We start from the raw sequence: 25,290 nt of genomic DNA, 5'->3' as shown, positions 1-25,290 counted from the left end.
TCATTGCGAATCGTTTTTTCACAATTCCGCGCCTCCATGTCCTCGCTGGCCCCGTACCGCAAGCTCATCGCCCGGCTGAGCCTCGACGCGCACGACGCGCCGGCGGCCTACCGCCGACGCGCGTTGTGGGTGGCGGCCAGCCTGCCGGGCTATGTCGCGGGCCTGTACCTGACTTGTGTAGTGCTGCTGCTGGTCGGCTTCGCCACCGCCAGCGACGGCTTGACCGGCAAGCTGCTGGTCCTGGCCGGCCTGTTCATGGCGATCCTGGTGAGCGCCGCGCTGTGGGTGGAACTTCCGCTGCCGGGTGGCTATCCGCTGGATGAGACCGAGGAAGGCGACGGCAAGCTGCGCAGGACCCTCGACAAGCTGGCTGCGAAGCTGCAGGCGCCGCGCATCGACGAGATCGTCATCGACGAGCAGTGCGCGGTCAGCATCCTGGCTTATCCGCGCTGGGGCCTCTTCGGTCCTTCCCGCCATGTGCTGGTGATCGGCCTGCCGTGGTTGCAGGGGTTGTCGCCCAAGCAGGCCACCGCCGGTATCGCGCTGGAATACGCCCGCTTCGGCAGGCGCCAGGGCGCCGTGGCGGCGTGGTTCATGCGGTCGCGGGTCTTCTGGCCGCGCTACGTGGCGGCGCTGCCGGACGAGCCGGGATTCTTCAGCCGGCTGGTGACCGGCTATTTCCGGCGCCGCTGGCTCTACGTGCAGGCCTACACGCTGGGCCTCGCCAGGGAACTCACGCTGAAGACCGACGCTGATGTCGCCGCCATCGCCGGGCCGGACCGCACCGGGCAGGTCATGCTGCGCACCGCCGTGCTGGCGCGCTGGATGGACGAGTTCTTCTGGCCGGAGTTGATGCGCCACGCCGACGAGGACGCGACGCCGCAGAAGCTGCCGCATCGCCACATGGCTGCTGCCTTCCGCCAGGCGGACCGCAGCATTGCGCTGCGCCGCACCCTGAAGGACGAACAGACCCGCAAGCTGCCACCGGAGGCGCCGTCGCCACCGCTATCGGAGCGCCTGGCCGCCGTGGGGCAGGAGGCCAGCTTCGTCGGCATGCCGGAGCACACGGCGGCCGAGCAGATGCTGGGCGCACAGCTCAAACCGGTCATCCAGGCGCTGGACGAGGCGTGGCTGGAGCAGATCGGCCCGGTCTGGCGCAAACGCCATGAAGACGTGCAGAGCGCACGTTTGTGGCTGGCCAACTTCGGCGAGCCCGACCTGAATGATGCTTCCGTCGAAACGCTGGGTCGCTATGCCGGTGCGCTGCTGACCACGGGTGATCGGGTCCGGGCACTGCCGCTCCTGCGGCGCGCTGCCGAACATCCGCAAGGCACGGCGGAGACGGCCTGGATGCTGGCGCAGACCCTCCTCGAACATGACGACGTCGAGGCTCTGCAGTACCTGGAGCTGGTGATGACCCGCGACGTGATGCGGGCCGCCGAAGCCGCCAGCATGGCGCTGGAGATGAGCGAGCGTCATGGCAAGCGCGAGCGCGCCAGCGCCTACCGCCGCCTCCTGGGCGAGGCGGCGGTCGCCTGAAGGGGCGCCGATCCGGGAAAGTGCCCGGGAGCGTCAGTCGCTGTCGCTGATATGCGACATCAGGGTCAAGTGTCGCCAAGTGGCGTCAGATAAGGCTGACAACGATGCGGCATGGACGCCTGCAATGTTCTGCCCTGCAGATTGTCGCCACTAGGCGACAAGGTGCTTCTCGGCAAGATGCAAATATCAGACTACGTGACTGATTTCACGGAGCTTTCCCTTTCGGGTATGCGACTTGCTGCAATGCGGCCGGTTAGTAGCGCCGGTGCCGCAGCCCATGAGCACATGTCTGTCCTGTTCCGTCTCGTCGTTTTCCGCTGGCAGCAGTAGCCGCTGGCAGGGTTTCCGCAGATCACTCCCTGCGGTGGCGGCGAGTGCGGGCAATCTGAGCGTCGATCTTGCCAGCGACGACTGGCAACTCCAGCGCGCCGGAGAGTTGCTGGAACGCCGCTATGGCGAGGCCGGACTGCAGATGTGGTCGACCGGCGAGGCGCACCATCTCTCCGCACTGGCATTGATCGACCGACAGGCCGTGGGCACGCTCAGCTTGCGCTGCGATGGGCAGGACGGTCTGTTCGCGGACGCGCAATATGGCCAGGAGCTCGATGCCCTGCGGGCAGATGGTGCCCGCATCGGGGAGTTCTGCCGCCTGGCGGTGGACTCCTGTCTGCCCGTCGTGCATGTGCTGAGCGAGCTGGCGGCAGTGCTGATCAGCCAGGTCGGCGACCTCACCGACGTGATCATGGAAACCCACCCCCGTCATGCCGCGTTCTATTGCGAGTTGCTGGGGTTTGCGCGGCTGGGGCCGGTGCGTGCCTGCCAGCGCGTCGGGGCGCCGGCGCAGCTGCTCCATCGCCGCATCGCCACGTCGGCACCCGCTCCGCTCAGCCAGCGCGCCCAGGCCTTGCTGCGTCGTCTCACATCGGCCTGTCAGCTGGCCGATGTTGCCGCCGCGCGCTGAGCGAAATCGGGTCGGTTTCACCCGCTGCTAGGTTTCGATCCGCTCCAGCCATTCCGCCAGCGCGGCGGTAACGGCTGCGGGTTGCTCCATCGGGGCGAGGTGCCCGCAATCTTCGACGACGCGATGCTGCGCACTGCCTATGCCGGAGACCAGTTCATCCTGTACGGCCGCGAGCATGATGCTGTCCTGTCTTCCGTGCAGGACAAGGGTCGGGCAAGTGATCTGGGCGAGGAAGGGCCGGCTGTCCACGCGGTGGATATTCGCCAGTTGCTGCCGTTTGAAGACCGCGACGCCCGCGTCCCGCGCCATGCGGAGGAACAGGCCACCGCGCTGTGGATCGTCCACGTGGTCGGCGTGCACCATCTTCGGCAGCAGGGCCGACAGCACGCCTTCGAAATCACTCTCCGCCTGCTGCATCTGCTTGCGACGCCCTTCGCTGCCTTCCGGCGTGTCGGGGCGCGCACTGGTGCCGACGAGGGCCAGTCCCAGCACGCGCTGCGGCGCCTGCCGGATGATCTCCAGCGCGACGTAGCCGCCCATCGACAGGCCGGCAAGCGCAAATGGCCCCGGCGGCGCTGCGGCCAGAACCCGGCGGGCCATCGCATCCACGGTGTCGTCCTGAGTGATGTCGCCGATGGTGACCTGGGCCTGGCGTGACAGGTGTTCGACCTGATGCTGCCAGACGCGGCCGTCGTTGAGCAGGCCCGGCAACAGGATGAGCTTGGCTTGTGTCATGACGTCTCCTCTTTAGAAAGCGTGTATTCCTGACTGGACTTGCGCGCGCGGCGCGAAGTTCCGGACGCGGCCGTCGCCGCATGCCTGCCATGTGGATCACCGTAGTCAAGGATTGCGCGTCATCCTGTTACGCTGCGGTGATGACGATGCTGCGCCGCGTCTGTGCAGTGCATGGCGCGGATGTCACCCTCTGGCATGCGTGTCCGTAGCGGCTTTCCTGACAGGAAGCGCGACGGGCGGGAATCAGGAGCTCGGATCGATGGCGGTTTTCGCAGTCGTGAATCGCAAGGGCGGCGTGGGCAAGTCCACGGTGGCGACGCACGTGGCCGCCTACCTTGCATCGAAGGGGCTGGAAGTCATGCTCGGCGACGTGGATCGCCAGCAGTCGTCCCGCCTGTGGCTGAGCCTGCGCCCCGAGAGTCGCCCGCATATCCACGGGTGGACCATCGACGACCGCAATTTCGCCCGTCCGCCGGCTGGCGTGAAGCACGTGGTGCTGGATACGCCGGGCGGCTTCCAGGGCATCGGCCTGATGAAGGTGGCGCAGTATGCCGACGCCATCATCGTGCCGGCCACCACCTCGGTGTTCGATCGCGCGGCGGCCGCCGACAGCATCAAGGAATTGCGCAGCTTCCCGCGCATTGCCACCGGCAAATGCACGCTGGCCTGCCTGGGCATGCGCATCGATGGTCGCACCCGTAACGGCGAAGCCCTGCAGCGCTGGGCCGCCGGCCTCGAACTGAACTATCTGGGCAGCATCAAGGCTGCCCAGGCCTACAGTCGTTGCCTGGAACAGGGGCTGGCGCTATTCGACTATCCGCACGAGAAGGTGGCCGACTACCTGCGGGAGTGGACCGCGCTGGTGGCCTTGCTGGACGCGACGCTGGCGCGCGAAGCCGAGCCTGCCCCGGCTGCCCGCACGGTGGAAACCGACGAGCGCATCCGCCCGGTCGTGGCTTCGGTGCCCGACTACCTGCGACGCTGACGGAGAACCGCATGAACGACGATCTGCCCCCGCTGCCTGGCTTCCGCTGTGGGCGCTACCGGCACTACAAAGGGAATGAGTACGAGGTCGTGGGCCTAGCACGCCACAGCGAGACGCTGGAAACGCTCGTGGTGTATCGACCGCTGTATGGGGCAGGGGATCTGTGGGTACGACCGCTGGCGATGTTCGTCGAAGAGGTGGTGATCGACGGGAATCGCCAGCGGCGTTTTGCCCCGGTCGACTGAGCGCCCGGCGCGGGCATGGCGCTCAGCGGCGATGCGTGGAGCGCGGAGCGCCGGCAGGCATTGCGCCGCGGTTCTCGATGTGACGGAAAGTGATGCGCGCCTTGCTCAGGTCGTAGGGAGACATCTCGATGTCCACCTTGTCGCCCGCCAGGATGCGGATGCGGTGCTTGCGCATCTTGCCGGCGACATAGGCGATGACTTCGATGCCGTTTTCCAGGGTGACGCGGAAGCGGGTGTCGGGTAGCACTTCGTTAACCGTGCCGCTCAGTTCCAGCAACTCTTCTTTGGCCAAGGATCAGCTCCTGTTGAGGCTCGGGGGAGCCATGTGGTGGACGCGCCGTAGTGTATCCGGGGCAGGGCACAACTGCGTCGCCCTGATTGTCTGCATCAAAGCAAAAAGCCCGGCATCGCCGGGCTTTTTGTCGAACGCGAGGAAACCTTACTCGGTGACCTGGATGTTCGACGCTTGCTTGCCCTTCGGGCCAGTCGTCACGTCGAAGGTCACGCGCTGGTTTTCCTTCAGCGAGCGGAAGCCCTTGCTCTGGATTGCGGAGAAGTGCGCGAACAGGTCGTCGCCGCCGCCATCCGGAGTGATGAAGCCGAAGCCCTTGGAGTCATTGAACCACTTGACGGTACCAGTTGCCATTTTTGGAATGTCCTGATGAATGTATTGATGAAGAACGCGGGAAACCCGCAACCGCGAAAATCACGAGGGACGTAAGAGGACGAACTGGAGTACCGCTAGAGCGACACCGCGAGCCAGACACAACAACACGACTGCGATTCTCGGAAATCGCACTGTGCACGCAAGTTGGCGGCTGCGCAAGTCTTATTTGCAATAAGGATTTCGCTGATATGGAAGATAGCCGGCGGTCAGAAGTACATGGCTACGACGGCCTTGCACTGGGCCGCTTCCAGGATGGGAATGGCGACCATCGAATCCAGGCCGGACTTGCGGGCCGACTCCCCGATGGCCGAGCCCTCTTCGGCAATATGTTCCGTCACCGCGGGCAGGCCCGTGTCCCAAGCGCGGCCAAGCAGGCCGGCGCCACGGCCGAGTGAGACGAAGCGGTATTCCTCCTGCAATGCAGGGTTCCGGTCGCACTGGCCGTCACGCAGGATGAGGGCATCGCCTGCCTGGTTCGGCGCCCACACCTCGAAGCGTCGCGCGATGGGCGTCCCCAGGGCCGACAGGAAGGTCATCGCGTAGTGCTGACCGGGAATGCAGAAGGAGGGCAGCCCCAACCCCTTGTTGATGCCCACCCGACGCGCATCGTCGCGACGCACGAAACGGTTGGAATGGCCGAGATCGCCCATCACTTCCGGCATGCCGCTCTGCCACACCAGCCCCGGCAGGCCGAAGCCTTTCATCAGCCGGGTGTGGCGGGAGACCCATTCGAAGCTCTCGGCGATCCCGAAATAGCCGTCTACCAGCCCCATGTCCGGGGCCTGTGCCGGGTCGTTGTGCCAGAGCTCGATCGCACCGACGCGCAACTCGTCGTCGCCGCAGTAGAACACCAGCACCGCCAGCAGGTAGTCGCCGGCAAAGATCGGGACGGCGGCGCCACACGTGAGGCCGGCCTCGCGGGCGGCGTCGCGGCGCAGGAAATAGGAATGCTGGAGATCGGTGAGAACGATGGGACGGCGTTGCGCCCATGCCTTGCCGGGAAGTCCCTGATCGTAGCCGAAGCACATCTTCTCGCTGGCCAGGCGAAACGCCTTGTGCTCGCCATAGAGCCCGTCGTGATACTCAAGAATGCTGCGGTCGCGTGATGGCGTCCAGATTTCCGTAGCCTGGATGAAGGTCTTCATACGGCGCTCCCCACAGTGGATGTTGCGACCTTATTGAGTGCGACGGGCCGCTGGCACGGAGGCAAGCGAGGATCATGCCGCTGGGGATACGCGGCACATGCAAGGTGCCGAGTTGAAGCAGGGGGCCGCAATTCAGCGCGGGACGCACCACTTGCGGGCGCTGTCAGTCCGTTACGGGGCGCATCGCCAATGAAAAAGGCAGACCTTCAGTCTGCCTTTTCGTGCTCTGGAAACGTCTTTTCAGTTGCTCGCCAGGCTGGCGGCGAAGACTGCTTCGGCGCTATCCGGAAAAGCGTGACGGGCAAAAGCACTGCGGATCGCGCTGTCATCGGGACGGGACTCGCGGCTGACGAACCGGATGCCGATCGCACTGCCGTTGCGGGCCATGCTCATGAATGCGTAGCGCCACCGTTGGGTTTCCGCCAGGCGCTCGCGCAAGCTCTCTTCGTTGCTGATCGCGATACCGGCCGATTTCAAGGAGTCCAGGAATTCCTCGTAGGACTCGTTGCAAAGACTACCCACTGCCATCTCCTTTGAAGGCGTGGCGGACGCTCGCCACTGAGCCATTAACGAGGCCTTTGCAGAAAGGTTGACAGGGCGTTAGCAGCAGTCCGGGCAAAGCGTGAAAGCTTTTACACGGTTTTACTTTCGTTTATGTCCTGATCGTCGATCCGTGGGCGAACCGGCCGGGATGCCCCGGCAGTTTTGATCCGCGTCAGGGATGTCGCCGATATATGCGCTCGCACAATGGAATATGCCGGCGGCTATCTATGCTGGAAACAAGGGCCCCAGGCTCGGGGCCTCAATAAGGAGGCAATGATGTTTCCCGTCGGCAAGATGGCTTATCCCCAGTACCTGCGTCGCGTCCAGTCCCGTGGATCCAGCCGGGCGAAGGCGCAGCTTTGTACCCTGTTGCGTCGCAAACACCGGTGGACAGAACTGAGCGCGGTGGCTTTCGTCATCGTGGGCGCGCTGAGTTACATGATCGGACTTGGCATTGGCGCCGTCATTCTCCTGGCGCTCGCCGGATTGCTCCTGGTGTCCGATCTGTACGACTGGTGGCAGGAGCACCGCGCAGGCTTCTGATTGACGCCCCGCAACAAGCACCAGCGCGGGTTTACGGCAGGTTCGGTCGTTGTACAAAAATGTGTCTTTTGACGTAGGCTAGCGGCTCGGCTTTCTGGTCGTTCCGTCAATAAAAAGCAGGAGACACTTAATGAAATTCGGTGCAATGACTACGATGACTGCGGCGCTGGTGGCCGCCGGCTTGCTGGCGGCCTGTGCCGGGGCGCCCACCCTCAATCCGCGCCAGCCGCTGATAGCCAATGATGGCTGGGCAGCAGGGACGGATGGCGGTTCCAAGGCGGTTGATGCAAATGTCTATACGGTGAGCAACCGTGCAGAACTGGTGCGTGCGTTGCAGGCGGGCGGCAACCCGGCGTTGCCGAAAATCATCCAGGTCAAGGGCACCATCAACCTGTCGGTCGACGACAACAACAAGGAACTGCTGGAGAAGGATTACGCCGATCCGGCGTATAACTTCGACGCCTACGTGAAGGCCTATGCACCGGCCGTGTGGAACGTGAAGCTGGTGAACGGGCGTCCGGATCGCAAGCTCGCCGGCCCGCTGGAAGCTGCCCGCGAGCGCTCAGCCGAGAACCAGAAGAAACGGATCGTGATCAACGTCACGTCCAACACGAGCATCGTCGGCCTGGGCAAGGACGCGAAGATCGTGAAGGGCAACCTGATGATCGGTGCCGGCACCGAGAACGTCATCATCCGCAACATCACTTTCGAGGATGCGTTCGATTACTTCCCGGGTTGGGATCCGGGCGATTCCTGGGCGGCCAACAAGGCTTATCCGGGTTGCCAGGACGCTTACGTCGATGCCAAGACCGGTCCGCAACAATGTCCTGGTGGTCGCTGGAATTCCGAGTACGACAGTATCTCGGTCAATGGCGGCAAGCGGGTGTGGATCGACCACTGCACCTTCACCGATGGTGACCGTCCGGACAAGATGTTCCCGCCGGTCTTTCCGTTCCCGCACAACCAGATCGAGCAGAAGGTGCAGCACCACGACGGCCAGGTGGATATCACCAACGGCGCCGATCTCGTGACCCTGACCTACAACCACTTCAAGGATCACGACAAGACCTCGCTCATCGGCGGCAGCGACAGCCTGACCTCGGATGCCGGCAAGCTGAACGCCACCTTCCGTGGCAACTGGTTCGAGAATGCCGGTCAGCGCATGCCGCGCGTGCGTTTCGGCAAGGTCCACAGCTTCAACAACTACTTCACCGGCGACGCGTCCGGCATGCCGGACCCGAAGCTGAATGTCGTGCAGAACCACGAGCGCGCGATCAAGGAATCGAAGGGCATTCCCATCTTCCGCAACGGTTTCGGCATCGGCAAGGACTCGGCTATTTACTCGGAGAACAATTACTTCGACATCCGCAACGGGACAGTCGAATACGCTGCCGCAGTGCAGGGTGGTACCAAGTTCTTCGATGCCGGCTCGATCGTGAATGGCCAGCCTGCGGAGTTCGCCAAGGCACTGCCGAAGTTGTCGCCCGATGTGGGCTGGAAGCCGACGCTGTATGGCAAGCAGCCGATTCCCGCCAAGGACGTGCCGGCCTACGTGAAGGCCAATGCTGGCGCCGGCAAGCTGTAAGCGACGCCCGCTGGTACCGAAGCCCCGCCATGGCGGGGCTTTTTTCTTTGCGGCGTGCGGTTTTTGCTCAAGGAAGGCCGCCGCGCGGACGAAAAGCCATCAGGAACGTTATGTATCGAGAGGTGAGGATGAACGATGCCAATGACAGCGCAGAGCGCCGTGCGCGACAGCGCATTGCCGCCAAGCGTGACGGTGAAACCTGCGTGTGGGCGGAGATCGCCGGCGCGAGGCATCCGGTCATCGACCTGTCGATGGAAGGCTTCAGCATTCCTGCGGTGGAAGGCGGCGAAACCAGCGGTAGCTTCGATTTCGTGCTGCGCTTCAACGATATTCCCGACCGTATCCGCGGCCACGCGGAGCGGGTCAATCGCGTGAATTCACTCGAAGGGCCGCGTCTCGGCTGCCGCTTCCTGTCGCTGGAAGGGGACGGGGGCGACAAGCTCTACGAGTGGCTCACCGTCATCGTCATTTGTGGCGCCAGCGTGCGCATCTCCGTGAAGGACGCGCAATCCATCGTGTCCGGCCCGTCGATGATCTGATCGGCCTTCCGGCGCCCGGGAGTATTCTGGGCGCCTGCAGTTTCCGTCTTGCAAAGCCCTGCCGTGTCTACCCTTGTCCTGCTGCTGCCGGACTTCGCGCTGATCCTGCTCGGAGTCGGCCTCCGTCGCTATGCCGGTTTTTCCGAGGCCTTCTGGTCGGGGCTGGAGAAGCTTGTCTACTTCGTGCTCTTCCCGGCCCTGTTGTTCCAGGCGCTGGCGCGGGCGACGCTGGACCCGGCGACGGCCCTGCCCTTGCTCGGGTGCGGGCTGGCGGTGATGCTGGCGGGCCTGCTGCTCGGCTGGGTGGCCAAGCCCTTCATGGGCCTGACGCCGATTGCCTTCGCTTCGCGCCTGCAGTGTGCCTACCGCTTCAATACCTACATCGGCATCGCCGTGGCCGGGACGGTGCACGGTCCTGCCGGCATCGCCGTGATGGGGGCGCTATGCGGCGCGATGGTGCCGTTTGCCAACGTCGCCGCGGTGAGCGCGCTGGCCCGCCATGGCGACAGCCGCCTGATCCTCGAACTGGCGCGCAATCCGCTGATTCTCGCCACCCTGGCCGGGCTGGCCTTCAATCTCGGCGGCTATGTGCTGCCGCAACCCGTCGGCCATTTCCTGGGGCGCCTGGCGGAGGCTTCCATTTCACTGGGCTTGCTGGCGGTGGGGGCGGCGCTGCACTGGGGCAGGACCGAGGGCCACGCGCTGGGTTCGGCATGGATCGTCGCGGTGCGCCTGCTGATCCTGCCCGCGCTGGCGTGGTGGCTGGCGCCGTTACTGGGGTTGACCGGCGTGGCGCGGGACATCGCGGTGCTGTTCGCGGCCCTGCCTTCGGCTTCGTCGGCCTACATCCTCGCCGTGCGCATGGGTGGCGACGGCGTGGGCGTTGCCTGGCTGGTGTCGGCGACCACGCTGGGGTCGATGTTGACGCTGAGCCTCTGGCTCTACCTGCTGCGTCTCTGAGCCGCAGCGCCGCGTTGGCGATCCGGCTTCAGTAGTGCGGCGGAATCTCGTCGCGTAGATCCCGTGGTTCCGCCGTGCCTGGCTGGGCGGCGCTCATCTGCCGGGCGACGCTGAGCAACTGCTGCTGCAACTGGTCGATCTGCTGTTGCTGGCGGAATACCGTGCGGTTGAGCTCGTCCAGCAGGTCTTCGGCGTGGGTGAGCTGGGCTTCCAGGTGGGCGATGCGGTCTTCCATGGCGGCAGGCGGAGGCGAGGCGGGTCGTCATTGTAGGACGGCGCTGAATGTCCCGGGCCGCCGGACAGGCTACGCTGAAGGCGGTCCTTCCACGCATTCGCGCGCTTGCCGCACGCGTTTGTCGCAGTTTGTCGCAATCACCAGGAGAACATCATGGAAACCGTCAGCCACTCGATGCCGGAACTGTTCGAGCAACTCGGCCTGCCTTCGGATGAAGTATCCATCCGCCAGTTCATCAAGGGCCACTCGCCGTTGCCGGAAACCGTACGCCTGCCGGATGCGCCGTTCTGGACACCGGCGCAGGCAGCTTTCCTGCGGGAAGAGTGGCGAGCGGACGCCGACTGGGCTGAACTGATCGACCAGCTGAACCTCAGCCTGCGCGGCTGAGTTCGGCGAGGGTCACGCAGTTGCGCCCGGCCCGCTTGGAGGCATAGAGCGCGTCGTCGGCCGCGACCATCAGTTCCATCATGGTCGGGTAGGCCGGGTAGTGTGCGACGCCCGCGCTGAACGTGGTGTGGAAGACACCATCGTCGTAGGGGTGGGCGACGCGTCCGAAGGCGTCACGGATGTGCTCGATCTTCTCCATCGCGGCGCTGGGCGTGCTGTTGTACAGCACCACGACGAACTCTTCGCCGCCGTAGCGGCCGACCACGTCGGCGCGGCGCAGGCGCTGCTTGAGGAAGCGCGCCAGCGTCTTGATGACCTTGTCGCCCACCGTGTGGCCGTAGGTGTCGTTGACCCGCTTGAAGTGGTCGATGTCGATGATGGCGTAGCTGACCGGCAGCTTCTCGCGGTCGGCGAGCAGGATGGCCTGTTGCAGCAGCGCCTTCGTTTTTACGTGGTTGTACAGCCCGGTCAGGCTGTCTTCCACCATCAGGCGGCGCAAGCCACGGTAACGCTCCGACTTGCTCACCACCGTGTTGGCGAGCTGGGTCTGGCTGATCGGCTTGGTGAGGAAGTCGTCACCGCCGTGGCGCATGGCCTCGATCTGCACCGCCTCGCTGGTCTCGCTGGTGAGATACACGATGGGGATGGATTCGAAAGCCTTGTTCTGGCGGATGATCTTCGCCACCTCCAGGCCGTTGCAGCCATCCATGTGGAAGTCCAGCAGCAGCACGTCGGGCGAGAAATCCAGCAAGGACTCCAGCACCATCGCCGGATGGCGCAGGGTGCGTACGTGGATGTTCGGAAACTGCGCCAGGGTCTTTTCGATGGTCGCCAGCACCGTGGCTGAATCGTCCAGCACCAGTACGCGGTAGGGCTCGTCCTTGGCCTTGTAGGCCAGCGGGTCGACGGCATCCACCAGGGCATTGATCGGCAACGGCGTCACGAAGAAGCCTTGCGCGCTGTGGCGCACCGCCTGCAGGCGCAGCGGGAAGTCGCCGCGCTCCGACAGTGCGAACCACTTCAGTCCGTAGCGGTTCACCTCTTCGATGAGCGGAGCCACGTTGGCGTCGACGCCGGTTTCCGGCAACTCGATGACGACCGCGGCGGCGCGCTGGGTGACTGCTGTCTGCAGCCCCAGGCGGAAATCCGTGAATACGCGGAACAGGTAGCCGTAGTGCTCCATCTGCAGCAGCAGCTCGCGCACCGAGTCGGCGCTGCGCGCGAACATCACCACCAGCGGCATCGTTTCTTCTTCGGTACTGCGCAGGCCGATGTTGCGGCGCGCCGAATCCGTCCAGATGTCGCGTACCACCGCAAAAACGCCGGGTAGTAGACGGTCCAGCGCAGCCTTTTCGGCTTCGCCGGGCGAAGGGTTGCGTGCAAGGAGATCGAGCAGCGGCATGACCGCGGCTTCGAGGTCGTTAAGCCCCTGCTGACGAGCCAGCGCGAGCAGGCGGTCGCAATGCGGCGTGAAGGCGCGCCAGCGCTCCGGCTGGTCGCTCGCCTGCCAGACGGCTTTCCAAGCCTGTACCAGGCCGTTCCAGGTTGTATGGATTTCCAGTCGGTTGATCATGCCCCGATCTTAGCCCTGAATTCCGTGAGTCCGGTGGGGCGGGCGACGTCCGGCCTTGCGGCTGCCGTCGCCCGGTTCGACCATTTATCGGCATTACGGCCGCGTTCTGAACTGTTGCCCGGTGCCTTTTAGGGGGTTTTGCCGAATAATCCACATCCTTTGCGGCACCAGAACAAGAGCGGGAGCAGCCGATGCGGAGCGGGTTCGGTCGATGGTTGAGATGCACGGTGGGAGCAGGAGCCATCGCCCTTTGCGGGCTGGCGGCCGCGGCCTGTCCGCCCGCGGGCGCTGGCAAGAGCCAGTGCCGTCCCCCCGAGCTTGGCGAATGGCTCGCCTGGCAGGCCATGCTCGGCGATGATGCCCGCCCGACGAAGAGCTCCGAGGCGGATGCGGTGGCCGACGTGGTGGCCTTGTTGCAGCAACGTTATCCCTGCGGTCTCAGCTTCGCTGCGCAGGATCTGCCTTTCAAACCGACAGCCAGTGTTTGGAACTGGGCCTTGCGGGAAGAGGCAACCCGCCTGGTTTACGTGGGATTCGTAGGTAACGGCGCCGTCTGCCAGGGCGTCAAGGAGCAGGCCGGGCTGGTGACCATCCGTCGCGCGCGCACCGTGAGCTGTCCCAAGGGCTGGGGCTGGCAGGTGCTCGACGATGCCGAAGCCATGTGCGTGCGGGATTGAGCGGCGTGGAGTTGCTGAAGCCCCTGGGGCTGTTCATCGCCACGGCACTGGCGGAAATTCTCGGCTGCTACCTGCCCTGGCTGTGGCTGAAGAAGCAAGGGTCGGCGTGGCTGCTGTTGCCGGCTGCCGCCAGCCTCGTCCTGTTTGCCTGGCTGCTGACCCTGCATCCCCAGCCGGCGGGCCGCGTCTATGCTGCCTACGGCGGGGTGTACGTCGGCATGGCCTTGCTGTGGCTGTGGGCGGTGGATGGCGTACGGCCCACGTTCACCGACGTCCTGGGTGCAGGGGTGTGCCTCGCCGGCATGGCCATCATCTATTTCGGGCCGCGCCAGGCCTGAGGCCCGCCTGACTCACTTGCGATCGCTGTCGTCGCCTGCGTCGCCGGCTGCGTCACCATTGGCTTCGTTTTCTGAATCGCTATCGTCTTGGGCCGTGACCACGTGGGCCGCCAGCATCGCTGCACGGGTTTCCGGGGTTTCCAGGCTGATGCGGCCCAGCGTGCCGCTGCGGTAATCGGTCAGCAGGATCAGCGCGGCCTTCTCCAGGTCGAGCTCGCCGCCCTTCATGCGGCAGCCGCGCTTCTTCGCCACCGCTTCCACGATAGCCACGCCATCCATGCCGGCCAGTTCCAGTTTGTAACGTGCGGCCAGCAGGTCCGGGTAGCGCGCGAGCAGGATGTCGGCCAGCGCGGCGGCTACTTCCTCTTCCAGCACGGCGTTGGTGCCGACGGCATGGCTGGCGGCCAGCATGTAGCCGTCGCCGGGATACTCGATCTTCGGCCACAGCATGCCGGGGGTGTCGGTCAGCGTCATGCCGGGGCCGATGTCGTAGCGCTGCTGGTTTTTCGTCACGGCAGGCTCGTCACCCACCGCGGCGACGCGGCGCTTGAGCATGGCGTTGATCAGGGAGGATTTCCCGACGTTCGGGATGCCCATGATCATGATGCGCAGCGGCTTGGTGTTGTTGTCGCGGTGGGGGGCGAGGCTGCGGCACAGCGCGGGAATGCGCGCCACGTCGGACGGCTTGCGGCTGGACAGCGCCACGGCTTTCACGCCGGGCAGGCGGTTCAGGTGGGCGATCCAGGCTTCGGTGGCGACGGGGTCCGCCAGGTCGCTCTTGTTGAGCAGCTTGAGGCAGGGACGCTGCCGGAAGCGGCGCAGCTGGTCGATCATCGGATTGCTGCTGGCCGCCGGCAGGCGGGCGTCGAGCACTTCGACGACGAGGTCGGTGTTCTCCATGGTCTCGGCCGCCTTGCGGCGGGCGGAGTTCATGTGACCGGGAAACCACTGGATGGACATGCTGGCGTACGGTTGGCGCGGTGGACGCGTGAAGCCGCGCATTATCGCCCGGCCGCCTGCAGTCCGCTTGCGAAAGCGGTGCGCTGCTCGTCAGTGCGTCGCCATGCGTTCTTGCATCGCGGCGCGGGCCGCGTCGATGAGCGCCTCGGGCGTGACCTGCAGGTGGCGCAGTGCCCGGGCGGCAATGCTGTACTCCTCGGCGGCGACGGCCAGCAGCACGTCGGCAGCCAGCAAGGGACGACCCTGTCGCGCATGACGGTTGTCCGCCACGCGCTGCATCAGCGTCTGGCCGGACGGCGCGGCGTTGTAGAGGCCGTCAGCTTCTCTCAAGGAAGGTGCCTGCCCGGTGAGCGATGCGGAAGACACCCCGGCGCCGGCGAGTGCGTCCGCGAATTGCGCGCCGATGGCTGCGCGGAAGCGCTTCGCGTCCAGGCCCAGTGCGTCGAATGCCCGGGCGGCGGATCCGTCGGGCAGCGCCAGCGCAGCCAGGACGAAGTGTTCCGAGCCCGGCGCGGCGATGCCTTCGTGGCGGGCGAGGGTTTCGGCAGCGCGGCACAACGCGGCGATGAACTTCGTGTCCTGTAACCAGGTGCGGAGCAGGGTCAGCATGGCGGTCCTCGTTCAGTCGGGTTTGAGATGCGACAGCCGGCGGTGAGCGGCCTGTTTGGAGACGCCGAGCGCCTCCGCGATCTGTGCCCAGGACCAGTCCTGGCGCAGCGCTTCGACGACACAACGGGACTCCAGGTCGTCGGCGAGCCGTCTCAGGGCGACGACGGCGGCAAGTGACTGCGCGACATCCGCGGGGTCGGGCACCGGGAGGGACGGGGCGGCAGGATGTGCGGGATTCATGTCGTCAACGTTAGTTGACGTTTCCAGGGTCGTCAATATTTGTTGACGACTGGTCGATCAAGACCGGTGCTCAGACCGGTGCTTGTTCCGCCGCCAACCCGCCCATGAAAAAGGCCGCGAACGATCGCGGCCTTTTCATCTTTTCGTCTGCGTGCGATCGTGGCTAGCAAGCCAGGCGACTGCTTGCCGGATGCGTGCAGGCGGCACGAAAGGCTTCGCAGCGCTCGACGAATTCCGCCGTGCTCTTGGGCATCGGCACGCGGGCGCGGGTGATGTCGCTGATCAGCAGATGGGCTTGCGCCAGCAACTGCCGGCCCTGTTCGACCTGCTGCAATTGCTGCTCCGTCGCCCGCGCTGGAGCGATGACCTGGTAGTCCTGCAGCTGCTCGCCGGCCACCGCGAAACTGGTCCACACCTCGAAGATGTCAGGGTCGGTACGCAGGGTTTCGGTCTTGATCTTGGCGGCGTCGGCGAAGTCGCGGATCAGGCGGTCTATGCCGGGAAACTGCGGACGTGCACAGAAGGTGGCGCACAGGGCGTCGGCGATCTGGTCGATGTCGCGCATGGTCTGCGCGATCTTGATGTAGCGGCTTTCGTAGAAAGCTTCCACCGGGATCGAGAAGGCCTTGAAAGGCTCGCCCCACAGCTCGTCGATGCCTTCCTCGCCACTGCGGTGCATCACCGTCTTGCCAAGCTCCAGCGCCTCCAGCAGGCAGTGTCCGCATTCACGCAGCAGCGGATTGTCGGAGGCGATCTCCACGCCGCAGGCCTGCAATTCCACCAGCTTGGTGAAGATGTCGGCGCCGCGGTTGAACAGCGCGCCGGCGAGCATGGCGCCCTTGACGCGGCGGCGGGCCGGATCAGCCTCGGCCTTGAAGGCGGCGCGGGCTTCTTCCAGGCGCGAGCCGGGAATGTTGATGCCGTGCTCGACGTGGTTGAACAGGCGGCGGGTCAGCGCTTCGATCAGGCGCTTCTTGGCCGTCAGGGTGTCCGCCGGTGCCTGGTAAGTCTTGACCCAGTAGCCGTGGTAGAACACCCGCTCAACGCCGTTGATGACGCGTTTGCTGCCGAAGGGGATGGGCTCGACCATGTCGGAAGGCTCGTTCATGGGACGAAAGGATGACATTCCTAGCTTAGTCAAATTCTGAAATTTTTTGTGCAATGCACTAACGCGCATCACGCCAGCGATATGGGCGGTATACCGGTTTACGCATCATCCGCCCGCGGCAATCGTCCTTCGACCATGAAGTGCACCGCATCAAATTGCCACAAGCTGGCACTGGGCTGGTGGTAATACCGCACGGTGGCAGGAGTGGTTTCACAAAGCCACTGCTGGGTGAGATCGGGGCGGTCGTGGGCCAAAGCAAGAGGGGTGAAGAGCGCGAGGTTGGTGCCGTGCTCCGGGTCGCGCGCCGACTCGAATTCGAAGGCCTCGATGCCGGCGGCGCGCATCGCGCTGCCCAGGGCGCGGCTGCTGCGGTAGTCCGCCGGGTCGGTGAGCTGGACACGCCAGGCGTCGAAAGGCGGCGCCTGCAGTCGCAGGCCTTTTTCGCTACGCAAGGTGAGGGAGAAGAGGGTGTGCTGGGTGGTGAGCGCGCCCGCTGGCGCCACGCTCATGCCGGCCAGGAACAGGTAGCGGTAGTAGGCAGATTCCGCCAGCACGGTGCCCACGCTGCGCGAGGCGTAGAACAGTCCCGGTTCCGTGCGCCCGCCGAAGCGGGACCCCCAGGGAAGGGGCGGGTAGCGGAAAGGAGTCGCCAGCAGGTAGTGCAGGCGCGCGGTGTCGACGGGCGCACGCGGCTTGCTGGTTTCCAGCATCTGTTCCAGCAAGGCCTGTTCGGCAAGGTTGGCGACGAGGCGGTTGGTGGCGATCTGTTCCTGGCTTTCCACCAGGCGCCAGGCGGTACCGCCGAGCAGGACGGGGCGTGCCTCGGCCAGGCAGGCCAGCAGGGCCGTGGTATCGGACATGGGATGTGTGGGCGCTGGGTCAGACCTTGCCGCGCATGGCGTCGAGGTATTCGACGACGCGGATCAGTCCCTGCACGCTGTGGACCTGTTCGGCCGGGATGCCGCCGGTGTGCAGGTTGGGCGTGTGCATCCAGTGTTTCATCTGCGCGCCGTCGCCTCCCACCAGCACGAACAGCGAGCGGTAGGCGCGGATCAGCAGCAGGGCCAGTTCGCCCGCCTTGGTGGCGGGGTCGATGCCGCGGCGGGCGAAAACGGTGCGTTCGCGGCCGACGATGCCGGCCAGCTCGTTCTGGGTCAGGCCGAGTTCGCGCCCGGCGTTGAGCAGCGCAGTGGCGAGAACCTGGGTGGGGTCGGGCGCGGTTTGCAGCAAGGCACTCATGGCGGCTTCCTGAGACACACCGGAATGTGTCAGTAGTGTGCTATTTCCGCATTATGGATTTATTTGTTGCTTTTGCAACTTCATTTTGGCTTTGGTCGATGAGGAATGGCTTTGTCTCAAGCTTCCCTCAAGGATTCGACCGGGCTTTCCGGCTAAGCTCAGGCCTCCTGCAGTTTTCGCCTTTCGTGCACTTCTCGTGAAATTCCCCGTGAATAGTCAGCAGTTCTATACCAATCGCAAGACCGTCTTCCTGCTCGCCACCCTGTGCTGTTTCCTGTGGGGCAGCGCCTATCCGGCCATCAAGAATGGCTACGAGATGTTCGGCATCGCCGCCCAGGACATCCCGTCCAAGATGGTCTTCGCGGGCTATCGATTCGTGTTCGCCGGGCTGGTGCTGATGGTGCTGGCGGCTTTCCAGCGCAAGCCGCTGTTCGCGCTGTCCGCGCGCGACTGGCGTGGCATCGGCATGCTGGGCCTGACCCAGACGGCGATCCAGTACGTCTTCTTCTACGTCGGCCTCGCTTACACCACCGGCGTGAAGGGCTCGATCATGAACGCCACCGGCACCTTCTTCTCGGTGCTGCTGGCGCACTTCATCTATCACAACGACCGTCTGACCTATGCCAAGGTGATCGGTTGCCTGGTCGGCTTCGCCGGCGTCATGGTGGTGAACTTCAGCGAGGACCTGCTGGACTTCCACTTCACGCTGCTGGGCGAGGGCTTCGTGGTGATCGCCGCCTTCGTGCTGTCGGCCGCGTCCATCTACGGCAAGCGGCTGTCGCAGCGCATCGATTCCGTCGTCATGACCGGGCACCAGCTCTTCATCGGCGGCGTGGTGCTGACGGTGGCGGGCTACGCTTTCGGTGGTCACCTTGAAGGCTGGACCTGGGCGTCCGGCAGCCTGATGGCCTACATGGTGTTGCTGTCTTCCGCCGCCTTTGCGTTGTGGAGCCTGCTGCTCAAGTACAACCGCGTCGGCCTGGTGACGGTGTTCAACTTCCTGGTGCCGGTGTTCGGCGCGGTGCTGTCGGCACTGTTCCTCAACGAGTCCATCCTCGAATGGAAGAACGTCGTCGCACTGGTGCTGGTCTGCGCCGGCATCTGGATGGTGACCCGCGTGAAGGACACGAAGGAAGACGTGGCGCACTCGTGAGCGTTCGCGTCATTGCCCGCCACGATGGCCTGATCGTCTTCGCCAAGCCGGCCGGCATGAGCTTCCATGCCGAGGAGGGCGAGGGCGGCTTCATGGCTGCCGCGCGCGCCGCCAGCGGTGTCGATGGCCTGCACGCCGTGCACCGGCTCGACCGCATCACCTCCGGCCTCGTGCTGTGCGCCACCGGTGCCGACGCTGCGCGCGACCTGTCCGCGCAGTTCGCCAATGGCGAGGTGGAGAAGTACTACCTCGCGCTATCGGCGCGCAAACCCTCGAAGACGCAGGGATGGGTGAAGGGCCGCATGGAGAAGGGGCGGGGCGGCAACTGGCGTCTGGCTGCCGGGCAGGGGCAAGTACAGGGACAGGGACAGGGCCCCTACGCGGTGACGCAGTTCTTCAGCTATGGCCTGGGCGAGGGGCTGGGGCGGCGCCTGTTCGTCGTGCGGCCACGCACCGGGCGCACCCACCAGATCCGTGTCGCGCTGAAGAGCCTGGGCAGTCCCATCCTGGGTGACGCGCGTTACGGCGGCGCGGCGGCGGATCGCGGCTACCTGCATGCCTGGGCGCTGCGTCTCGCGTGGCGGGGCGAGTCCCTGAACTGGACCCTGCTACCGGACGAAGGCAGCGCCTTCCTCGATGCCACGCTGCAGGCCCGCCTGCAGGAAGTCGGCGCGCCCTGGCAGCTTGCCTGGCCGTCGTGGCAGATGCCGGAAAGACTGGCGACACCCGCCGCGGCGGATACGGATAGCGCAGCGTGACCCGTCATCCCTTCTTCGTCGGTGTGTCGTGTGCGCTCGGGGCCGGCCTCGCCTGGGGGCTGGTGTTCATCGCGCCGGTGATCCTGCACGACTACCCGGCGGCGATGCTGGCCTGTGCCCGCCACGTCGCCTTCGGCCTCATCTGCCTGCCACTGGCCTGGCGCTACGGCAGCCGCATCGCGATGATGGACAGGCAGGCCTGGCTGCGTGCCTTCGAGCTCGCGGCCATCGGCAACATCGCCTACAACCTGTGCCTGGCGGCGTCCATCCAGTTGATCGACACGCCTCTGCCGGCGGTCATCATCGGCACGCTGCCGGTGGTCATCGCGGTGTGCTCCAATTTTCATGAAGCGACGTTGCCCTGGCGTCGGCTGCTGCCTTCGCTGCTGGTCATCGCGGCGGGCATTGTGCTGGTGCAATTGCATGAGCAGCAGTCCGGCAGTCTGCCGGAAGGCAACCTGCTGTCGGGGGTGCTGCTGGCGATCGGCGCGGTGGTGTGCTGGACCTGGTACCCGTTGCGCAACTCGGCCTGGCTGCGCGCGCGACCGCAACTGGGGTCCGGCACCTGGGCGACGGCGCAGGGCGTGGCGACCCTGCCGCTGGCCCTCGTCGGTTTCGTGCTGGCGGCCTGGTGGTACGACGGCCCGGCCTTCGATGCGCCGCTGGGGCCGCGCCCGGAACTGTTCGTGGGCCTGATGCTCGCCATCGGCTTGCTGGCCTCGTGGCTGGGCACGCTGCTGTGGAATCGCGCCAGCCAGTTGCTGCCGACCGCGCTGGTCGGCCAGCTCATCGTGTTCGAGACGCTGGCGGCGATGGCCTACGCCTTCCTGTGGCGTGGCGAGTTGCCCGGCTGGCTGGCACTGGCCGGCGCGGCCCTGCTGGTGGCCGGCGTGGTGGCAGGGGTGCGGGCCTTCCAGCGCGGCTGAGCGTGCTGCCCTGCGCAGGAAGCCGGGCAGCGCCTGGGTTATCCTCGCCGGCATGGATTTCACCGCACTCATCTTCCTGGTCGCGCTGGCGGCCCTGGCCTGGTACGTGATGGACGGCCTGCGCGCCCGTGAGGCGGGCGTGTCCGCCGCACGCCGCGCCTGCGCTGCCGATGGCCTGCAGTTCCTCGACGACAGCGTGGCCTTGCGCAGCCAGCGCTTCATGCGCAATGACGAAGGCCGCCTGCTGCTGCAGCGGGTGTATGCCTTCGAGTACAGCGACACGGGTGACAACCGCCTGCCGGGCACCGTGACCGTGCTGGGGCAACGGGTCACCGCGCTGGACATCGCCTGGCGCGGGGCGGAAGCAACGCTGCACTGAAGGCGCTGGACTCAAGGGGACCACTGCACCGGGCGCGGCCTGCCGCATGGTCGGCACCTTGCATTTGCTTACAAACGCTCACACCCCCCAATACCGGCCGCTTCTAGTCTTCACTCCACGCAATGCCGCAAGGCGTTGAGCCCCCAGGAGACGAAGAATGCAGAAGCTGATGAGCAAACTGGCCGGTGTGGCCCTGGCTTTCGGTGTGGTCGCCGCACCGGAACTGGCTCTCGCCGACGACCATCGCGGCCGCCATGATCGCTACGATCGTCACGACCGCCATGACAGCCGCCACGACAGGTATGACCGCCGCGACGACCGCCGCTACTGGAAGGAGTCGCGTCACCATGACCGCCACCATCACTACCACGGCCCGCGTGTCGTGGAACGTACGGTGATCCGTCACGGCCCGCCGGTGGTGTATCCGTACCCCGTGTATGGCGGCCCGGCGCCGATCTATCACCGTCCGCCCGGCGTCACCATCGGCATCAGCATTCCGCCGATCGTGATCCCGATCCGCTGACCGCCCCGGCGTAACGGACGAAGTAACAGGCTTTCCTTCGCTGCGTGCCGCAGCCGCTCACCGCCCGCGATGTCTGCGTGGGCGGTGAGCATTTGTCTTTCAGGCACCTGCTGGCGCTATCATCGACGGCAATTCCCGAGCCCGTCCTCATGAGCGCCACCGACTCCACCGTCCTCGCCGATCAGCTTGCCCGCGTCGCCCTGGGCGACCGTGCGGCGCTGCGTCGCGTGTACGAGATGAGCTCCGCGCATCTGTTCGGCGTCGCGCTCCGTATCTTGAACCGGCGGGACCTGGCCGAGGATGTCCTGCAGGATGCCTTCGTCAGCGTCTGGCACCGTGCCGGCGACTATCGTGCCGTCGCGGGCCAGCCGATGACCTGGCTGATCAGCATCGTCCGCAACAAGGCGCTGGACGTGGTGCGCAGCGCCGCCCATCGCTACGAGACCGCACTGCCGGAAGACGAGGCGGGCCGTGCGCTGGACATCGAGGACGAGCGTCCCGATCCGCTGGCCCTGCTGGGCGAGGCGGTCGAGGCGATGGCCATCCGCAACTGCATGGATCGCCTGGAGGCGAGCCATCGCCAGAGCCTGGCGCTGGCGTACTACCACGGCCTGTCGCACAGCGAGGTGGCGGTGCGCATGGCCGCACCGCTGGGCTCGGTGAAGGCCTGGGTGCGGCGCGGGCTGGAGCGTCTGAAACGTTGCCTGGAGGCGCAGGGGTGAACTACGAGCGGCCCGAGCTGATCGACCGGCTGGCGAGCGAATACGCGCTGGGCACCCTGCGGGGACCGGCGCTGCGCCGCTTCCGTCGCCTGCTCGCCAGCTCCGACGCCGCGCGTGCCGCAGTGCAGGGCTGGGAAAGGCACTTGGCCGCGCTGGCCGTCAGCGTACCGTCCGAGACACCGTCGCCCCGCGTCTGGCGCGGTATCGAATCGCGCATCGCGCCTCCTGCGCGGGCGTCGTCGCTGTGGCGCTGGCTGAAGCCGGCGCTGGGTATCGCCTGTGGCGTCATCCTTGGCGCTGCCGTGACGCTCGGCCTGGTGCGCGGAATGCCGGAGGTCTTCACCACGCTGGACGCGGTGGCCGAGCGCGAGCAGGCCTTGCCGCAGAGCTACGTCGGCCTGCTGCTGGATGCCGAAAACCGGCCGACGGTGCTGGCGAGTTCCACCCGCCACGGCAGGCGGGTGACGCTGAAGATCCTCCGCCCCATCGACGTGCCCGCCGGCAAGCTGCTGCAGCTATGGGCGTTGCCGCAGGACGCCAACGGCCAGCCACTGACACCCATTCCCCTGGGTGTCGTTCCTCCGCAGGGCAGGGGCGGCTTCGACATGCCGGACACGGCCGAGCGCCTGCTCTCCAACGTGCCGCGGCTCGGCATCACGCTGCAGGATGCGCCTGCGCAGCCTGGCGACGTGCCGGGCGACTTCCTGCTGCAGGGGCATTGCGCCAAGCTCTGGTGAGCGTGTTGCGGCAATGATCTCCGCGGCGACGATCTCCGCAGCGGTGATCTCCGCAGCGACGATCTCCGTGGCAATTCGCCACGCGCCATCTGAAATCCCTCCGCTGATCGTTCCACGTCTTCCCTGATCGTCCCCTCGTCGTGGGAGGCGGCGACTGCCCCTTCGTCTGTACTGGAATCCGCATCCAGCCTGCATCCGTTGTGCGGGGTGCTCCGTATGTGTCATCGCCGGGCTGCTGAGGCCCGCGGGTCGCAACCATTACGCGCAGCCATTGCGCGCAACCACTACGGAGATACCGACATGAAGCACATCCTCATCACCACTGCCCTGCTGAGCATCGTCACCACCGCGCAGGCCAACCCCGCCATCGAGAAGAATGGCGTGCTCGCCAGCAAGGACGGCCGCACGCTCTACACCTTCGACAAGGACAGCGGCGGTCGCAGCACCTGCAACGGGGGCTGTGCGGCGGCATGGCCGCCCTTCGCGGTCGCCAACCCGGCACTGGCAGGGGGTGACTTCAGCATCCTGCGTCGCGACGACGGCAGCCAGCAGTGGGCCTGGAAAGGCATGCCGCTGTACTTCTATGTCGGCGATGCGAAGCCGGGCGACATCACCGGCGACAACCAGGGTGGCGTGTGGCACGTGCTGCGTGGCGACCGCAAGGCTGCCGCGTCCGGTGGTGGCGCCAGCTCGCGCAGCGAGTGGGGCTACTGAGCGATTACTGAGCAGTACTCGGCAGCTACTCAGCCGCAACCGGACGCACCGCATGAGCCTTGCCTGCCTGCTGGGCGGCATGACCGTCGCCCGGCCCATCAAACCAAGCAGTTCGATAAATGCGCAAGCCGACGGCATGGCCGCGGCGTGCGCCAGCAAACCTGTCAGGGGATTTTCAATGTTGAAGGATTTTCGTGGCGTGCCGGTATCGACCGGCAGTCGTGACGCAGTGGCACTGTACGAAACCGCGCTGGCCGAATTCCAGCGCTACAGCGGCGACCCGATTGCCACCATCGAGCGTGCGCTCGCCGCCGACCCGGATTTCATCATGGGTCATCTGTTCAAGGCCTTCGTGCTCTACACGACGTCCGAGCAGCGCTACCTGCCCATGGTGCGCGAAGCGGTGACGCGTGCCGCCGGCCTGCACAAGTACGCCACGCAACGCGAGCAGCGCCTGACGCTGGCGGCGGAACGTCTCGTCGCCGGTGACTGGCTGAGTGCCTGCCAGGTCTTCGACGAAGTGCTGATCGAGCACCCCTGCGATGCGCTGAGCATCCAGATATCTCACCTGATGGACTTCTACCGTGGCGACGCGGTGAACCTGCGCAATCGCGTGGCGCGCGTGCTGCGCGCCTGGCGCAGCGACATGCCGGGCTACTCCTACGTACTGGGCATGCAGGCCTTCGGCCTGGAGGAGTGTCACGAGTACGCCGAGGCCGAACGCCTGGGGCGCCGCGCGCTGGAGATCGACCCCGCCGACGGCTGGTCCGTGCATGCGGTGGCACACGTCATGGAGATGCAGGGGCGCATCGAAGAGGGCATGGACTGGCTGCGCGGTCGCGAGGCCGACTGGGCGAAGCCGGGCAATGGCTTCGCACCGCATAACTGGTGGCATCTCGCGCTGTTCCACCTCGACCGCGGCGAACACGCGGCGGTGCTGGAGATCGTCGACCAGCGCATCCTCGGCCCGCAGACCGACATGCTGCTGGTGCTGGTGGACGCCACCGCGATGTTGTGGCGCCTGAGCCTGGAAGGCGTGGACATCGGTGACCGTTTCGAGCGGGTGGCCGACATCTGGCAGGGCAAGCTGGACGTGGAGCGCGGCCACTACGCCTTCAACGACCTGCACGCCATGCTGAGCTTCGCGGCCTGCGGGCGCGGCCACGCCATTGAGCGCCTGCTGGCGCAGATGCGCGAGACGGCCACCGGCACCACAAGTCTCAACGCGGTGATGACCAGCGAAGTCGGTCTGCCGCTGGCGGAAGGCATGCTGGCGTTTGCGCGCGGACAGCACGCACAGGCCATCACGCGCATCGCGCGGGTGCGCGACCATGCGCACCGCTTCGGCGGCAGCAACGCGCAGCGCGACCTGTTGTCGCTGACGCTGATCGAGGCCGCGATCCGCTCGCGCGATCTTTCGCGTGCGGAGCATTACCTGGCCGAGCGTGCGCGGCTCAAGCCCACCGACTGGAGTTGGCGCCTGGCGACGCGGATCGCGGGCGCCCGCGTGCAGGTGGCGGCCTGAGCGTTGTCGTCGCAGGTGCCACCCCTCGGCAAGCCGAGGG

At 65.8% G+C, this 25,290-nt stretch carries 33 protein-coding genes; 20 read left to right on the top strand and 13 right to left on the bottom strand.

Annotation, left to right across the window (positions count from 1 at the left end):
* The first annotated feature begins 36 nt into the window (after positions 1-36).
* Both VVD47_RS05105 and VVD47_RS05100 read left to right on the top strand, forming a co-directional pair.
* Positions 37-1,539, top strand: a complete 1,503-nt coding sequence (locus VVD47_RS05105) for a hypothetical protein (RefSeq protein WP_327602315.1) — start codon at positions 37-39, stop codon at positions 1,537-1,539.
* A 277-nt stretch (positions 1,540-1,816) separates the two neighbouring features.
* The gene (locus VVD47_RS05100; RefSeq protein ID WP_327602314.1) at positions 1,817-2,500 is read left to right on the top strand and encodes an N-acyl amino acid synthase FeeM domain-containing protein; all 684 of its coding nucleotides are present in this window, start codon (positions 1,817-1,819) and stop codon (positions 2,498-2,500) included.
* A gap of 27 nt (positions 2,501-2,527) precedes the next feature.
* Here the strand turns inward: VVD47_RS05100 and VVD47_RS05095 are convergent, their stop codons facing one another.
* The gene (locus tag VVD47_RS05095) at positions 2,528-3,235 is read right to left on the bottom strand and encodes an alpha/beta fold hydrolase (protein ID WP_327602313.1); all 708 of its coding nucleotides are present in this window, start codon (positions 3,233-3,235) and stop codon (positions 2,528-2,530) included.
* Between the two features lie 259 nt (positions 3,236-3,494).
* On the opposite strand from VVD47_RS05095, the gene VVD47_RS05090 reads away from it, so the two are divergent.
* Both VVD47_RS05090 and VVD47_RS05085 read left to right on the top strand, forming a co-directional pair.
* Entirely contained in the window at positions 3,495-4,220 is a 726-nt protein-coding gene (locus VVD47_RS05090) for a ParA family protein (RefSeq protein ID WP_327602312.1), read from the top strand.
* Positions 4,221-4,231: 11 nt separating this feature from the next.
* Entirely contained in the window at positions 4,232-4,465 is a 234-nt protein-coding gene (locus tag VVD47_RS05085; protein WP_327602311.1) for a DUF1653 domain-containing protein, read from the top strand.
* Between the two features lie 22 nt (positions 4,466-4,487).
* Here the strand turns inward: VVD47_RS05085 and infA are convergent, their stop codons facing one another.
* From infA to VVD47_RS05065, 4 genes are all read right to left on the bottom strand, one after another.
* Positions 4,488-4,757, bottom strand: coding sequence for a translation initiation factor IF-1 (gene infA / locus VVD47_RS05080; RefSeq protein WP_327602310.1), 270 nt, complete (start codon positions 4,755-4,757; stop codon positions 4,488-4,490).
* A gap of 147 nt (positions 4,758-4,904) precedes the next feature.
* Complete coding sequence (locus tag VVD47_RS05075; RefSeq protein WP_327602309.1) at positions 4,905-5,111, bottom strand: cold-shock protein; 207 nt, start codon at positions 5,109-5,111, stop codon at positions 4,905-4,907.
* 227 nt (positions 5,112-5,338) lie between these two features.
* On the bottom strand, positions 5,339-6,277 hold the full coding sequence (locus VVD47_RS05070) for a GAF domain-containing protein (protein WP_327602308.1): 939 nt from the start codon (positions 6,275-6,277) through the stop codon (positions 5,339-5,341).
* A 240-nt stretch (positions 6,278-6,517) separates the two neighbouring features.
* On the bottom strand, positions 6,518-6,805 hold the full coding sequence (locus VVD47_RS05065) for a hypothetical protein (protein WP_327602307.1): 288 nt from the start codon (positions 6,803-6,805) through the stop codon (positions 6,518-6,520).
* A gap of 288 nt (positions 6,806-7,093) precedes the next feature.
* Here VVD47_RS05065 and VVD47_RS05060 point away from each other — a divergent pair, with 288 nt between their 5' ends.
* The 4 genes from VVD47_RS05060 to VVD47_RS05045 all read left to right on the top strand — a co-directional run bounded on the left by VVD47_RS05060 (position 7,094) and on the right by VVD47_RS05045 (position 10,447).
* Positions 7,094-7,363 (top strand): hypothetical protein, encoded by a 270-nt coding sequence (locus VVD47_RS05060; RefSeq protein ID WP_327602306.1) that lies wholly within the window; start codon positions 7,094-7,096, stop codon positions 7,361-7,363.
* A gap of 130 nt (positions 7,364-7,493) precedes the next feature.
* Positions 7,494-8,948, top strand: coding sequence for a pectate lyase family protein (locus VVD47_RS05055; protein ID WP_327602305.1), 1,455 nt, complete (start codon positions 7,494-7,496; stop codon positions 8,946-8,948).
* A 128-nt stretch (positions 8,949-9,076) separates the two neighbouring features.
* On the top strand, positions 9,077-9,487 hold the full coding sequence (locus VVD47_RS05050) for a PilZ domain-containing protein (RefSeq protein WP_327602304.1): 411 nt from the start codon (positions 9,077-9,079) through the stop codon (positions 9,485-9,487).
* Between the two features lie 63 nt (positions 9,488-9,550).
* Positions 9,551-10,447 carry an AEC family transporter gene (locus VVD47_RS05045; RefSeq protein ID WP_327602303.1) on the top strand — a complete coding sequence of 299 codons (897 nt, stop codon included), beginning with the start codon at positions 9,551-9,553 and terminating at the stop codon, positions 10,445-10,447.
* Positions 10,448-10,475: 28 nt separating this feature from the next.
* Here VVD47_RS05045 and VVD47_RS05040 read toward each other — a convergent pair whose 3' ends face one another.
* Positions 10,476-10,682: a SlyX family protein gene (locus tag VVD47_RS05040; RefSeq protein WP_327602302.1), complete on the bottom strand. Its 207-nt coding sequence runs from the start codon at positions 10,680-10,682 to the stop codon at positions 10,476-10,478.
* A gap of 153 nt (positions 10,683-10,835) precedes the next feature.
* On the opposite strand from VVD47_RS05040, the gene VVD47_RS05035 reads away from it, so the two are divergent.
* A complete protein-coding gene (locus tag VVD47_RS05035; RefSeq protein ID WP_327602301.1) occupies positions 10,836-11,069 on the top strand; it encodes a DUF2789 domain-containing protein in 234 nt (77 codons plus the stop codon).
* Here VVD47_RS05035 and VVD47_RS05030 read toward each other — a convergent pair.
* Complete coding sequence (locus tag VVD47_RS05030; protein WP_327602300.1) at positions 11,053-12,642, bottom strand: GGDEF domain-containing protein; 1,590 nt, start codon at positions 12,640-12,642, stop codon at positions 11,053-11,055. The two genes, VVD47_RS05035 and VVD47_RS05030, sit on opposite strands and share 17 nt — an antisense overlap.
* Positions 12,643-12,869: 227 nt before the next feature.
* Between VVD47_RS05030 and VVD47_RS05025 the strand changes: the two genes are divergently transcribed.
* Positions 12,870-13,319 carry a hypothetical protein gene (locus tag VVD47_RS05025; protein ID WP_327602299.1) on the top strand — a complete coding sequence of 150 codons (450 nt, stop codon included), beginning with the start codon at positions 12,870-12,872 and terminating at the stop codon, positions 13,317-13,319.
* A 5-nt stretch (positions 13,320-13,324) separates the two neighbouring features.
* Positions 13,325-13,657 carry a YnfA family protein gene (locus VVD47_RS05020; protein WP_327602298.1) on the top strand — a complete coding sequence of 111 codons (333 nt, stop codon included), beginning with the start codon at positions 13,325-13,327 and terminating at the stop codon, positions 13,655-13,657.
* Between the two features lie 12 nt (positions 13,658-13,669).
* On the opposite strand, the gene ylqF is transcribed toward VVD47_RS05020, so the two are convergent.
* From ylqF to VVD47_RS04990, 6 genes are all read right to left on the bottom strand, one after another.
* Positions 13,670-14,617: a ribosome biogenesis GTPase YlqF gene (gene ylqF / locus VVD47_RS05015; RefSeq protein ID WP_327602297.1), complete on the bottom strand. Its 948-nt coding sequence runs from the start codon at positions 14,615-14,617 to the stop codon at positions 13,670-13,672.
* A gap of 90 nt (positions 14,618-14,707) precedes the next feature.
* Positions 14,708-15,226: a Clp protease N-terminal domain-containing protein gene (locus VVD47_RS05010; protein WP_327602296.1), complete on the bottom strand. Its 519-nt coding sequence runs from the start codon at positions 15,224-15,226 to the stop codon at positions 14,708-14,710.
* Between the two features lie 12 nt (positions 15,227-15,238).
* Positions 15,239-15,466 (bottom strand): hypothetical protein, encoded by a 228-nt coding sequence (locus VVD47_RS05005; RefSeq protein WP_327602295.1) that lies wholly within the window; start codon positions 15,464-15,466, stop codon positions 15,239-15,241.
* 163 nt (positions 15,467-15,629) lie between these two features.
* Positions 15,630-16,556: a hypothetical protein gene (locus tag VVD47_RS05000; RefSeq protein ID WP_327602294.1), complete on the bottom strand. Its 927-nt coding sequence runs from the start codon at positions 16,554-16,556 to the stop codon at positions 15,630-15,632.
* A 116-nt stretch (positions 16,557-16,672) separates the two neighbouring features.
* Complete coding sequence (locus tag VVD47_RS04995) at positions 16,673-17,434, bottom strand: RES family NAD+ phosphorylase (protein ID WP_327602293.1); 762 nt, start codon at positions 17,432-17,434, stop codon at positions 16,673-16,675.
* 19 nt (positions 17,435-17,453) lie between these two features.
* Entirely contained in the window at positions 17,454-17,813 is a 360-nt protein-coding gene (locus tag VVD47_RS04990) for an MbcA/ParS/Xre antitoxin family protein (RefSeq protein WP_327602292.1), read from the bottom strand.
* Positions 17,814-18,021: 208 nt separating this feature from the next.
* On the opposite strand from VVD47_RS04990, the gene VVD47_RS04985 reads away from it, so the two are divergent.
* The 9 genes from VVD47_RS04985 to VVD47_RS04945 all read left to right on the top strand — a co-directional run bounded on the left by VVD47_RS04985 (position 18,022) and on the right by VVD47_RS04945 (position 25,250).
* Positions 18,022-18,966, top strand: a complete 945-nt coding sequence (locus VVD47_RS04985; RefSeq protein ID WP_327602291.1) for a DMT family transporter — start codon at positions 18,022-18,024, stop codon at positions 18,964-18,966.
* Complete coding sequence (locus VVD47_RS04980) at positions 18,963-19,724, top strand: pseudouridine synthase (RefSeq protein WP_327602290.1); 762 nt, start codon at positions 18,963-18,965, stop codon at positions 19,722-19,724. The genes VVD47_RS04985 and VVD47_RS04980 overlap by 4 nt, the downstream gene beginning before the upstream one ends.
* Positions 19,721-20,650, top strand: a complete 930-nt coding sequence (locus VVD47_RS04975; RefSeq protein WP_327602289.1) for a DMT family transporter — start codon at positions 19,721-19,723, stop codon at positions 20,648-20,650. The genes VVD47_RS04980 and VVD47_RS04975 overlap by 4 nt, the downstream gene beginning before the upstream one ends.
* A gap of 52 nt (positions 20,651-20,702) precedes the next feature.
* Positions 20,703-21,029, top strand: a complete 327-nt coding sequence (locus VVD47_RS04970; protein ID WP_327602288.1) for a DUF3301 domain-containing protein — start codon at positions 20,703-20,705, stop codon at positions 21,027-21,029.
* A 157-nt stretch (positions 21,030-21,186) separates the two neighbouring features.
* Entirely contained in the window at positions 21,187-21,552 is a 366-nt protein-coding gene (locus VVD47_RS04965) for a hypothetical protein (RefSeq protein WP_327602287.1), read from the top strand.
* Positions 21,553-21,701: 149 nt separating this feature from the next.
* The gene (locus VVD47_RS04960; protein WP_327602286.1) at positions 21,702-22,274 is read left to right on the top strand and encodes a sigma-70 family RNA polymerase sigma factor; all 573 of its coding nucleotides are present in this window, start codon (positions 21,702-21,704) and stop codon (positions 22,272-22,274) included.
* The gene (locus VVD47_RS04955; RefSeq protein ID WP_327602285.1) at positions 22,271-23,011 is read left to right on the top strand and encodes an anti-sigma factor; all 741 of its coding nucleotides are present in this window, start codon (positions 22,271-22,273) and stop codon (positions 23,009-23,011) included. Before VVD47_RS04960 ends, VVD47_RS04955 begins: the two co-directional genes overlap by 4 nt.
* 300 nt (positions 23,012-23,311) lie before the next feature.
* Complete coding sequence (locus tag VVD47_RS04950; protein WP_327602284.1) at positions 23,312-23,725, top strand: COG4315 family predicted lipoprotein; 414 nt, start codon at positions 23,312-23,314, stop codon at positions 23,723-23,725.
* 178 nt (positions 23,726-23,903) lie between these two features.
* A complete protein-coding gene (locus tag VVD47_RS04945) occupies positions 23,904-25,250 on the top strand; it encodes a tetratricopeptide repeat protein (protein ID WP_327602283.1) in 1,347 nt (448 codons plus the stop codon).
* The last annotated feature ends 40 nt before the right edge of the window (positions 25,251-25,290 follow it).

Source organism: Uliginosibacterium sp. H1 (assembly GCF_036017065.1).
Classification (GTDB): Bacteria; Pseudomonadota; Gammaproteobacteria; order Burkholderiales; family Rhodocyclaceae; genus Uliginosibacterium.
The sequence above is the reverse complement of the archived record's forward strand: the minus strand, read 5'-3'. Positions and strand labels throughout refer to the sequence as shown.